This is a genomic window from Staphylococcus parequorum, assembly GCF_039237145.1.
Taxonomy (GTDB): domain Bacteria; phylum Bacillota; class Bacilli; order Staphylococcales; family Staphylococcaceae; genus Staphylococcus; species Staphylococcus equorum_A.
This window is the reverse complement of sequence record NZ_CP150682.1, coordinates 996,494-1,008,898: the sequence shown is the minus strand read 5'-3', so window position 1 is coordinate 1,008,898 and position 12,405 is coordinate 996,494. Positions and strand designations below refer to the sequence as shown.

Here is a 12,405-nt window from a genome sequence, read left to right as displayed (position 1 = left end):
CTCCTTAGTTTTTATGAATTTTGACTTCAGCGTTCATTCCTGGAACAACATTATTAGATGGTTTTGAATCTAGTGAGATTTTTACAGGTACTACTTGAGAAACTTTAGTATAGTTACCATCACTGTTTGTTGAAGGCATCATTGAAAAACTTGAAGCTGTTGCTTTACCAACTTCTTCTACTTTACCTTTAAGCTCAGCATCTTCACCGTCTAGTGTTATATTTACATCTTTACCTTTTTCAACATCCGCAATATCTTTTTCATCAACATTTGCAGTAATGTATGAATCATCTAAATTATAAGCATAGGCAATTGGCGTTCCAGCTTGCGCCATTGAACCTTCCATACCATCTGTTTTTACAATCGTTCCATCTTGGGGCATTTTAATATCCATATCTTGTGATTGGCCATCTTCACCTTTTGCTGCGATTTCTGCAACTTTGTCGCCTTTACTTAACTTCTCATTATTCTTAACGTCAAAAGATTTAATTTCGCCTGCTGATGGAGCTGAAACTTTAATTTGCTCTCCGTCAACTTTGGCATTATCTGTACTGACAAATCCTGTAGCTTGATTATAAAAGTGGAAACCAACTACTCCTATTATTACAAGAACTACAATGGTAATGACATTAATTAACACCATTTTCTTCATTACACTTTCCTCCTATTTGCTTTTAAAATTCACCTTATATATTATAGAGTCATGCTAAATAAAAAAACACCGACACTTCTACTAAATGTGTCGGGTAAGTAATCATATGTTATTTTGAAGGAGATAAAATGAGACAGACAGCTAAAAATAAAATCATTCGAAATATGATTATCCTATTAGAAGAACATCCATTTGAACATATTACTATTAAAATGATTTGCGCTTATAGTGGCGTTAACAGAACGACATTCTATGATTATTTCGTAGATAAATATGAGCTTTTATCTACAATTCAAACTTATCACCTAAAGAAGTATATAAAATTATTAGATGTCTTATACAATAGCTTTGAACATACAGAAATCAACTACGAGAAATTATATAAATTTTTCAAAATTATTTTGTGCTATATCCATCGTCATTATGGCTTCTTTCACGCAATATTTGTCACAAATCCAAATCGTGACTTATTTAGCGATTATGTTAAAGAAACCAAACTCAATTATACAAAAATGTTAGATGATTATACGACCGTGGCAAATAAAAAACAGTTTGTTACGTATGCTATTGGGGGACAGCTTGGTATTATCTATTATTGGATACGAGAAGGTTGTATTGAATCACCAAATGAAATGGCACAAATTTTACTTGCAAATGCAATTAAATTAGGGCGTTAATACTGTAATCACTTTCGTATTACGATATTTCTAAAGTACATAAATGAAAAACGGCTGCTAGGTATCCACTAAGGAATCTAACAGCCGTTTTTCATTTTCTCTTTAACCAATTTACTATTTAGGTGCTACACGTTTAAATACAAAATAATTTATTATTTGAAGTATCATCAATAATACCCCTACTATCAATATAATTGTAACGTAGGGTATATAACTATCTTCCCCCATTACACCTACTAGTGGTGATACAAGGCCACCTATTAAGAATTGAACTAATCCTAATAAGCTAGACGCACTTCCATTGCCACCTGTGTTCTCATCCATTGCAATTGAGAATCCTAGTGTCGCTACTCCTGTAACAGGAGCCACAAGAATAATAAAACCTATAAACAATAGCCAGATAGATAGATGCATATACAAAACAATGCTTATCCACCCAATACCCACTAATTGAATGATTGTTAATACACGTAAAAGAACTTGTCTATCAATATAATCCACTAACTTACCTGTTAATTGACTAGAGATAATGAGACTTAAACCTACAGATGCAAACATAATGCTAAATTGCTGAGCAGACATGTCATAAATGCGTTGTGCAATAAAAGGAGATGCAGAAATATAACTAAACAAAACAACGAAGGTCACACCTTGTATAAGCATAGGTAATACAAATCGAGGCGTTGCTAATAACCGTTTGAAACTTTTGAAAATACTTACGAGATGTGGGCTATCTCGTTGTTCAGTTGACAATGACTCTTTAATATTAAATATCGTTCCAAATAACATAAGCAGACCAAATAAAGTTAATATGACAAAGACCATCCGCCACGTAGAAAATGATAAAATGATGCCCCCTAGTGCTGGTGCTAATACTGGTGCAACACCGTTTACTAGCATAAGTAACGCTAAAAATTTAGTTAATTGTTTTCCAGTATACAGATCACTTGATATCGCTCTTGAAATCACCGCTCCTGCTCCACCACAAAATCCTTGTACAAATCTTAAGGCAATCATCCACCAAATATTATCAACAAAAATAATACCTATACTTGCCAAAGTAAATAACGCCATAGCTACGATTAGTGGTGTCTTTCGTCCTATAGCATCTGATATCGGACCTACAAATAAATTACCTAATGCTAAACCAATCATAAACAAAGATAATGTAAGTTGTGAATTAGATGTTGTTGTATTGAAATCTGATTGTATCTGCGGCAAACCTGGCAAGAACATATCAATAGATAATGCCCCTATCGCAGTCAACGCGCCTAAGATAATAACAAACAGTAAGGAATTCTTATTTTGCTCTTGATAATTAGACATTTCTATTCTCCCCAATGTTGAAGCTCTAGCAATTTTAGCTACTTAGTTAATACTTTATATCATATCATTATAAGATAAAGTTTATTGCTATTATTATAGCCTTTGCGAACGCAATTTTAAATAGATGAAGTTAAATTGATATGTAAAAGACAAAGGGAGCAGGAATACATAATCAAAATTTGATATCGTATTCCTGCTCCCACAAGGTAACTATAAAAAGTACGTTTTGCATTAAATTTTCAAATATTTAACTTTCCTCTGAGTATTTCACTACTTTTAAATCATTCGCTTTGTCATTACCTTCAAGTTGATATTCTACCTCACCATATTGGCCATCTTCTTTTAATGCTTGGCCCGTAACGTAGAATGTTTTGCCTTCTTTTACAATATCAGTGATTTGTGGTTGTTGAAGATAGAATAGTTCATTAGATTTAACGTCCTTTTTAGTATCCTTATATTTTTCACTATCTTTCTTTATATAAGATGATACTAAATTAAAATTGCTTTGACTGCGTGCGCTAATCATTGCCGCAGTGTATTCACCGAAAAAACGAGACACCTTATTTCTAAAACTATTTTCTTCTTTTTCTTTTTCCTCAACATACTTCTCAATTTCATCATCATCAAAGTTTAAAGTAACCTGTGTTTTATCTTTGAGGTTATCTGTTTTCACTGTTGTTTCTGCTGACTTAAATGTTTTCTTCTTCGCTTGTCCTTCAGCAGATACTGTTATATCTTTTGTTTTAGGATATGGACCAAATTCTTTAGCTTTTGCGTAATCATAAGCTTTGTCATTGATTTTCACCTTAACTGAATCTGTATCTATTTCGGATGCACCATTTAATTCAACTTGTACATATGCCTCGTTAAAATCTTCAATAACATCAACTGACTCATTGTTGCTGTTATTAAAGTTGAATTTAAGGTGACCATTGAATTGACCGTTTTCCATTTCTTTCTTAGCTTCAAGTGTGTAATCACCTGGAATAAATTTACCTAAAGAAGTTGGCTTATTTTTCTCAGCAACTACTGTTTTTTGTTTATCATCTGCCTTAAATTTATAAGTTGTTTTTTGTTTAGGTTTCACAATTGCTTCTTTAGTTGGTGCAGTAAAGCTCATATTATCAAATATTAAATAACGTGTTCCATTTTTACTGATTCTCAGAACTTTTTCTCCATTTTTGGCTGTGACAAAACCTGAATTCTTTGTATCATTTTGGTTCAATTTCGCAATTTTACTATTTACATCTTTCACAAAGTTATCCATTCCAACTTCATTTTTTATGTATTTAATATAAGCTTCAGCTTCATTTTCATCAACACTGTTATTTTGGGTACTCAAAAGCGTTGAAAGTTTTTGCGTATCGTTATTATCTACTGCATTTATTATAATCTCTGATTGTGCTTCAGGTGAATTAAAATTTCTTACTAAGAAAAAAACAATGATCAGTAAGATAAGGATAAAGAATGCAATCCCCAAAGGAATAACTTTACGTGCGTTAATGTTTGCTGTGTTTTTATTTGTTTTTGTAGAGCGCGTCATTTTTTCTGAATCGTCTTGTTTTGCTCGATAACCGCAATGACTACACCTTCTCTGCCCATTTCTTATGTTTTCTCCGCACTTTGGACATTTTTGCATTTTATCACCTCTTTACCCTCGATTTTTACACTATCCCGTTATTTTAACACATTATAGGTTGAAACTATATGTCAGATTAATACTGTATAAATTACTATACCTATGCATAATTGAAGTATTATAATGTATATTTTAATAGCTATAATATTTATTATATGTGCCTTGCTTAAAAATTGATATACGCATTTAGTCTAATGCTTCAGTTCTGTCATTGGATCATCCATTGTTCAAAACAATATATCTACAAACTTTATAACTAAATAATTCATAAAATAAAAGCAGCTACTAGTCACCCTAGCTTGGATGCTAACAGCCACTTAATAAGACTCATATTTATCTAATTATAACTTGCTGTGTTTTTAGATTCGTCCTACCATACTAATATTAATTAATGTTACGAATGATGTTTGACATTAAAGTTCTTCAGTCTTTGATCAATGATTTCCAATACATAACGTGCTTGTTCAATTTCATCATCTGATAAATCATGCAGCATATCACTCACTATGTCATTTATAATAGACTTACTTTTTCTATTAAACTGTTTGCCCTTCTCAGTTAATTTAATATATTTTAATCGTTGATCGCCTGTATCTTCAGATTTATCCCATTGTACAACCTCAGCTTGAATTAGCTTTTTTATTCTTCGACTGACGGCAGCTTTATTTACGCCTTGACGTTCTGTTATTTCTGTTAAAGTCATCGCTTTTCCATTTTCAAGCATTAAAATAACGTTTGCCTGTTCTTTTGATACATTGTACTCTTCTCTTAACGCCTTTAATAATTTAGCTAATAATGTATTTACATCATCTATGAATTCTCCCATGAATTCTATATGACTACTTAAATTTTTCACCATTGGTTGCACCTCTTCAATCTCCACTATATGTAATATCATTTTGTTATTTGTTATATTAATAGTATCAATATTTTAACTTCTATAAAAGTTAAAATATATAATGCATCCATTTATGGATGTTGTGTATTGCTTAATATTAATAGTAACGTTTTATACATTTGCTTATTTTAATAGATTCAACTACATTTAATATACTATAAAATACTGGGGTGAAACATGAATATTCTGGCACTACTCTGTAGTATACTGACAGTACTTATTTTCGTAAGTATGTATTTAAATTTAAAATATTTTGCAAATATCAATATTTTTATTTCCCAGGTAATGTTAGGTTATATTGTAATTATATTACGTATTGCTTCTCATCATATCCCTATAGATATCATTGTTGTGATGATTATTGGTTTCTTATTAGTACATATAAAACACAAACATATACTGCAATATCGTATGAGCGCGCTATTTTTAAAACGACTCTATCGCTTATCTTTTAAAGTCATTGTTTTCACACTTTCTTGTGCCTACATTAGCTTGCTACCGTTTGCATTTAATGTTGTATTTCTATGGTTAGCAACGATTGCCTTTAGCGCAATTTTCACTTTTATTTGTTATGTATCTTGCGCTTCTTGTTATTTAAATCAGCAACACATTGCAAAATTTGATACAATACTCGTCTTAGGTGCAGGTATTTTTAATGAACATGTCACGCCTATGCTAGCTAGTAGATTAGATCGAGCATTAGCCTTGTTTAATCAACAACCAAATGCGCAATTAATCGTAAGTGGCGGACAAGGTCCGGATGAACCTATATCTGAAGCTTTGGCCATGTTTCGTTACTTAGTTGACCGTGGCGTGAATCCAAATCAAATCTTAATGGAAGATGCATCTACGAGTACATACGAAAATATTAAATTTACAAAATCACTGATACAACAGTCATTTAATATAAAACCTAAGATCGTCTGTGTTACAAGTCAATTTCATATTATGCGTGCAGTCCGCTTCGGCCAAAAGTTAGACCTTAAATTAACAGGTGTAGGAAGTCATACGCCCTATCACTTTTTTGAAGTTGCTTTAATTAGAGATTTTTTAGCATTAATGTATCAATACAAGTTATTGCTAACAGTCTACTTCGCTACATTGTTTTTTGCTTGTATTTTTGCATTGTGGCATATCCCTACTCTGTAGATATATAATTTTAAAAACAACCAACTTAAATCAATTAAAAATATCAATTTAGCAAATAGGTCAACGTGACATAGTGCTAAGCATTAATTATTGGCAATAAACATAAGATGAATGAGAACGTAAAAAAACAAGAGGCTGGGACATATCACATGTCTCAACCTCTTGTTTTATATTGTCAGTGGCTGACTGAATTGAACTTTTATGGTCTATGAATTCACTATTACACCATTATCTAATTCAATTACTCTGTCTGCATACTGAAATAATCGTTTATCATGGGTAATCATTATACCTATCATTTTTTTACTTTGTATTTGATTTTTAATCATGTGAATAACTTCAGTTGCACGTTCTGCATCTAAACTTGCTGTAGGTTCATCCGCAAGTATAATTTTAGGATTGTTCATCAATGCTCTCATAATCGCTACACGTTGTTTCTCCCCACCAGATAACATATGTGGAAATACATTTAAACGGTGTTCTAATCCTATTTGTTTTAATAACATTTCCGCTCTTTGATTAGCATCATTTTTAGACATTCCAGCTTCTTTACCTATTGTCGTTAACTGTGCTTTCACTTTTAAATAAGGTACTAAATGTGAAGATTGAAATATAAATCCAATTTCATTCAATCTTAATTCTGATGCTTTTTTATCTCCTGCATATAACGGAGAACCATTATACAAAATGTCACCACTATTTTGTGAGAGTAAACCACCTAAAATAGTAAGCAATGTTGTCTTACCTGAACCTGACGCACCATTTAATATTACGAATTCTCCATCATTCACTTCAAAGTTTATTCCTTTTAATACTGGGGTTTCTGATGGACCTTTACCAAATGTTTTTTTAATATCTTTTACTTGTAAACTCATTATTCTCCACCTCCAATTGCTTCAATAGGGTCTACTTTAAATAGTTTAATGAATGATAATACCGCACCTATAATTGCCACTACAATAAATACGCCTACAACTAATAATAGATTAGATGCTGTTACGTGGAATGGCATCGATACTGGCATAATTAATGATAAACCACTCACGAAGCCGACAGAAATCAATACACCGATCATAGTAGTAATTAATATTTGAATTAATAATGCACTTAATAAATGTTTTGTTTTGATTCCAATTGCTTTTAAGATACCGATTTCTGGTATTTTTTGAATCGTCATAACATAGAAGAATGCGCTAAGTACGATCGCTGAAATCACGAATAAACTTACAATCATCATATTTAATGGCGCTTGCTCTGCTTGATAACTTGGTATTTCACTTGTAATATCATCTTGTGTAAATACTTTGACATCTGAGATTTTATTTACTTCATCTTGTTGTTTACTTGTTAAGTCTTTAACAGGATAAACTGTACTCACTTGTTTGTTCAAGTTGTCGAAACCACTGTCATTCATCATCACGACTGAGCTATGTGAATGCATCGTATCGTTGATAACACCTGATACTCTTAATTCTTTACCATCTTTAACTTCAACCATGTCACCGACGTTTATACCTTCGGCAGTAAGCTTGCTGTTGATTGCAAATTCATTATCTTTTGTTGGATAACTACCTTCTGCCAATTCAGGCTTGTCATTATCTACTGTATTAATCATCACAACATCTTCTTCGGCTTTATTAATTTTTAATGTTTGTGACGCTAATTTTAATGGTTCTTGATTTGTAATATCTTCTATTTTTTTTTGGTGTTCTGGTTTGATAATTGATTTCTCAATTTGTGGTTGTTTATTGTCCTGTAAAACATATTTTTCAGTTTTCATGTTGTCTAACATCGATATATTTTCTCTCGCTAACCCCTGTGCTAGTCCACTAATAAATAAGACCATAACACCTAGTAATAAAATGATTAACATAATTAAAATATAACGGAATTTATAATATTTAATCTCCTGCCATGCTAATTTCATTATTTCCCACTCCTTCTCTAAAACTTATATCTAGAGTTTATCCTCCTTATGTGAACTCAATATGAACTCATGTTCATTTTTAAAAACTTTTGTTATTTGTTAAGTCATTTAGTAACGTTTATAATGACATTAAAATGAAGAAGGAGACATTGCCCATGACAACTTGTCTAATTGTCGATGATGACAAAAAAATCTTAGAGTATGTTTCTAATTATATTAGTCGTGAAGGATTAGAAACAATTACGCAATCAAGTGCTGAAGATGCATTATCCTACCTTGAATCCAATCAAGTAGACATTGCCATTGTAGATATTATGATGGGTGGCATGAGCGGTTTTGAGCTTTGTAAGATTTTAAAAGAAGATTACAATATGCCGGTCATCATGTTAACTGCACGTGATGCTTTAAGCGATAAAGAGCAAGCTTATTTAACAGGCACGGATGACTATGTCACGAAACCTTTTGAAGTGAAAGAACTTATTTTCAGAATTAAAGCTGTGCTTAAACGCTATAATATTAATGCTAATAATGAAATTACTATTGGCAACCTGACGATTAATCAAGCGTATTTAGAATTACAAACAGCATCTAAAACGATGAATTTGCCTAATAAAGAATTCCAATTACTATTTATCCTTGCTTCTCATCCAAGACAAGTTTTTAACCGTGATGATTTAATAGAAAAAATATGGGGATTTGATTATGAAGGTGATGAACGCACTGTCGATGTTCACATTAAACGTCTTAGAAAAAGGCTTGAAAAATTGGAAGCATCAGTAACAATTCATACAGTGCGTGGATTGGGTTATAAGGTGGATGATCATGTTTAAATCACTCTATACACGCATTGCAGTGTATACCATTGTTGTTATGCTCTTCAGTGCAGCAGTCAGTTTTTTATGTACAAATATTATTTATCATAATTTTTTGAAAGAAAATAATGATGCAAAAATTATGCGTACTTTAAAAGATTCGATGGAATACCAAAATGAATCAAAAATAGATAGCTATCCACCATTTTTCAAACATTTAGGTGAAATGAACTACCAAATTATGACTATTTCAGAAAACGGAAAAAGAACATACTATGGTGAACCATTCAGAAAAGATAATATAGCTCCACAAGAAGTTCAAAGCGTACTAAACGGTAAAGATTATCATGGTATTAAAAATTTACCTTACGCGCCTATTATTACTGGTTTTTTTGAAAACACTACTCAAAACACAGTAGGTATTGCTTTTGAATCCAAAGGTCAAAACTATGCTGTCTTCATGAGACCAGATATTGGTAAAACATTTAGTGAATTTAGAATATTCTTAGCGATATTAATATCGTTATTACTCATTATCTCTATCATTCTAGTTATTTCTTCAACTTATACATTAATCAAACCCATTCAACAATTGAAAAATGCGACAGAACGTCTTATGCAAGGTAATTTTGATACGGCCATTAAGATCACCCGTAAAGATGAATTAGGCACGTTACAATACCGATTTGATAAAATGAGACTTTCATTAAAACAATTAGATGATATGAGACAACATTTCGTTCAGAACGTTTCTCATGAAATAAAAACACCATTAACCCATGTTCATCATCTACTTGATCAGCTCAAATTCGCTAAGAGTGATCAAGAACGTGAGCGCTATATTGATGATATTTACCAAATCACTACACAACTTAGCGAATTAACAAAAGAACTTTTACTGTTATCGGAAATTGATAATGGTGCACATCTTGAATTTAAAGATCACATTGAACTTAACCAACTTTTAAAACAAATTATTCGCCATGAACAATTTTCTGCCAATGAAAAAGATTTAATCATTATGTCAGATTTAGAGAATATTGAAATGATTGGTAACGAACGCTTATTACATCAAGCATTCCAAAACCTCATTACAAATGCCATTAAATATTCAATTCAAGGTGGCACGATAGATATTATGCTCAAACAAGATTTAGATTCTATCAATTGTACGATTACAGACGATGGTCAGGGTATGACTGAAGAAACCCAATCTCGTTTGTTCGAACGTTTTTATAAAGCAAGTAACCATGACAACAGTAATGGCTTAGGCCTTGCTATTGCTAAGGCCATTTTTGAACTACATGGAGGTACGATATCCATAGTAAGCGAAAAAAATAAGGGCACTACATTCTCTATCGAAATCCGTAAAAGTTAAACTAAAAGCGCACGGTTAGCCTAGTATGATACTAGATTAGCCGTGCGCTTATTTTCATTTCTTATTATTATATCAATGCTAAAGCAATATTAATTTATTTTTAGATTTTTCGTGATTTCTTTATTCAATTTCGTATAAAGTGCTTCATTATCTGATAATTTCATGCCATATGAAGGTACCATTGTTTTTACTTTATCTTCCCATTGTTTAAATTCTTCACCATAGCAGCGTTTAAGCATATCAAGCATAATATCTACTGCTGTAGAAGCACCAGGCGACGCACCTAACAATGCAGACAATGAACCGTCTTCAGAAGTTATAACTTCTGTACCAAATTGCAATGTTCCTTTACCATTTTCTGTATCTTTTATAACTTGCACACGTTGACCAGCTACAACAATTTCCCAATCTTCACTCTTAGCATTAGGAACAAATTGACGTAAGTCTTCCATACGCTCTTCATTTGAAAGGGTAAGTTGTGAAATTAAATATTTTGTTAAACTCATTTCTTTAATTCCTGCAGACAGCATTGTAATTAAGTTATTTGGCTTCACAGATTTAATTAAATCCATATTTGAACCAGTTTTCATGAATTTAGGTGAAAATCCTGCAAATGGACCAAATAATATTGTACGTTTGCCATCTATGTAACGTGTATCTAAATGTGGTACTGACATTGGTGGCGCTCCTACTGAAGCTTTTCCATATACTTTAGCAAGATGTTGCGTTGTAATAGATTCATCTTTACATACTAAGAACAAGCCACTTACAGGGAATCCACCAACATGTTTAGATTCTTTAATACCTGTTTTTTGTAACAATTGTAAACTTGCCCCACCAGCCCCGATGAACACGAAATCACTTTCAACAAATGTCACGATATCTGTTTGTAAATCTTTAACTTTCATCTCCCAAACACCGTCTTCACGTTGTTTAAGATCTTGTACTTCATGTTCATAATTCAATTCAACTTGCTTTTCTTCTAAGTTTTCAAATAACTTTTTAGTTAGTGCACCGAAGTTAACATCTGTGCCAGTTTTATCATAACTCATTGCCACTGGTACATGAGATGTACGACCTTCCATCATCAGTGGCACCCAATCAGCTATTTTATCTTTATTATCAGTAATTTCCATATTACTGAATAGAATGTTTTTATTTAATCTCTCCACACGTCTTTTTAAGAAATCTACATTTCGGACGCCTTGTACAAAGCTCATGTGAGGTACAGGCTTAATAAACGCCTCAGGCTGCGTAAGTTGACCCTGTTTAACTAAGTAATTCCAAAATTGTTTAGTAACTTGGAATTGTTCATTAATTTTTACGGCCTTATTTATATCTATTGAACCATCTTTATTTTCTTTTGTATAATTCAGCTCACATAATGCAGAGTGACCGGTTCCTGCATTATTCCAACCATTAGAACTTTCTTCTGCGGTGTAGATAACCTTTCATACATCTTAATCTCTTTCTCTGGTGCGAGTTCTTTTAATATAGTTCCTAATGTTGCGCTCATGATACCGCCACCGATTAAGATGACATCTGTTTTGCTATGTTTTGTGCTCATAACAAACACAGTCCCCCTTTTATATATGTTTATAGAAACGTTATCTTTATCCTTTTAAAAAATGGGATGAAGCGTTTTCTATAACTAAAAAATAAAAAAACCTTGCCGTTATAATTGATTAAAATGTAAAAATAACGAAATATATCTTTATACTTCTCTAATTATATACGTAATTGCCCTATGAAAAAAGGGCTTTCAGTAATTCTACACAAATTTTGTTAATATGTGTTAACCAAACTGTTAAATAAAAGTTCTATTATATCTTCTAAAAAGACGTTAATACGCTTTTTAAATACTTAAATAAGTTTGATACTACTCATAAAAAAACATCATACAATTCATGATATAATGAATTCTAATTTAAGTTAAGAAACATTTGG

Annotated in this window: 10 protein-coding genes and 1 pseudogene; 4 read left to right on the top strand and 7 right to left on the bottom strand. The window is 31.9% G+C overall.

The window, feature by feature from the left end; all coding sequences use genetic code 11:
* Positions 1–4 precede the first annotated feature (4 nt).
* Complete coding sequence (locus tag AAA453_RS04625; protein WP_427706604.1) at positions 5–652, bottom strand: HlyD family efflux transporter periplasmic adaptor subunit; 648 nt, start codon at positions 650–652, stop codon at positions 5–7.
* 128 nt (positions 653–780) lie between these two features.
* On the opposite strand from AAA453_RS04625, the gene AAA453_RS04620 reads away from it, so the two are divergent.
* Positions 781–1,329 (top strand): TetR/AcrR family transcriptional regulator, encoded by a 549-nt coding sequence (locus AAA453_RS04620; RefSeq protein WP_285323694.1) that lies wholly within the window; start codon positions 781–783, stop codon positions 1,327–1,329.
* 114 nt (positions 1,330–1,443) lie between these two features.
* Here the strand turns inward: AAA453_RS04620 and AAA453_RS04615 are convergent, their stop codons facing one another.
* The 3 genes from AAA453_RS04615 to AAA453_RS04605 all read right to left on the bottom strand — a co-directional run bounded on the left by AAA453_RS04615 (position 1,444) and on the right by AAA453_RS04605 (position 5,153).
* Entirely contained in the window at positions 1,444–2,655 is a 1,212-nt protein-coding gene (locus tag AAA453_RS04615) for a multidrug effflux MFS transporter (protein ID WP_427706602.1), read from the bottom strand.
* A gap of 247 nt (positions 2,656–2,902) precedes the next feature.
* Entirely contained in the window at positions 2,903–4,294 is a 1,392-nt protein-coding gene (locus AAA453_RS04610) for a zinc ribbon domain-containing protein (protein ID WP_427706599.1), read from the bottom strand.
* Between the two features lie 394 nt (positions 4,295–4,688).
* On the bottom strand, positions 4,689–5,153 hold the full coding sequence (locus AAA453_RS04605) for a MarR family transcriptional regulator (RefSeq protein ID WP_069817575.1): 465 nt from the start codon (positions 5,151–5,153) through the stop codon (positions 4,689–4,691).
* Between the two features lie 216 nt (positions 5,154–5,369).
* Between AAA453_RS04605 and AAA453_RS04600 the strand changes: the two genes are divergently transcribed.
* Positions 5,370–6,341: a YdcF family protein gene (locus AAA453_RS04600; RefSeq protein ID WP_427706597.1), complete on the top strand. Its 972-nt coding sequence runs from the start codon at positions 5,370–5,372 to the stop codon at positions 6,339–6,341.
* Between the two features lie 206 nt (positions 6,342–6,547).
* Here AAA453_RS04600 and AAA453_RS04595 read toward each other — a convergent pair whose 3' ends face one another.
* Together AAA453_RS04595 and AAA453_RS04590 are read right to left on the bottom strand one after the other, a co-directional pair.
* A complete protein-coding gene (locus AAA453_RS04595; protein ID WP_002506847.1) occupies positions 6,548–7,216 on the bottom strand; it encodes an ABC transporter ATP-binding protein in 669 nt (222 codons plus the stop codon).
* Complete coding sequence (locus AAA453_RS04590) at positions 7,216–8,268, bottom strand: ABC transporter permease (RefSeq protein WP_427706595.1); 1,053 nt, start codon at positions 8,266–8,268, stop codon at positions 7,216–7,218. The genes AAA453_RS04595 and AAA453_RS04590 overlap by 1 nt, the downstream gene beginning before the upstream one ends.
* Before the next feature lie 155 nt (positions 8,269–8,423).
* Here AAA453_RS04590 and AAA453_RS04585 point away from each other — a divergent pair, with 155 nt between their 5' ends.
* Together AAA453_RS04585 and AAA453_RS04580 are read left to right on the top strand one after the other, a co-directional pair.
* Positions 8,424–9,098, top strand: a complete 675-nt coding sequence (locus AAA453_RS04585) for a response regulator transcription factor (RefSeq protein WP_069817568.1) — start codon at positions 8,424–8,426, stop codon at positions 9,096–9,098.
* Complete coding sequence (locus tag AAA453_RS04580; RefSeq protein ID WP_427706593.1) at positions 9,091–10,458, top strand: HAMP domain-containing sensor histidine kinase; 1,368 nt, start codon at positions 9,091–9,093, stop codon at positions 10,456–10,458. The genes AAA453_RS04585 and AAA453_RS04580 overlap by 8 nt, the downstream gene beginning before the upstream one ends.
* Before the next feature lie 89 nt (positions 10,459–10,547).
* On the opposite strand, the pseudogene mqo reads toward AAA453_RS04580, so the two are convergent.
* Positions 10,548–12,025, bottom strand: a pseudogene (gene mqo, locus AAA453_RS04575) (malate dehydrogenase (quinone)).
* Positions 12,026–12,405: the final 380 nt, after the last annotated feature.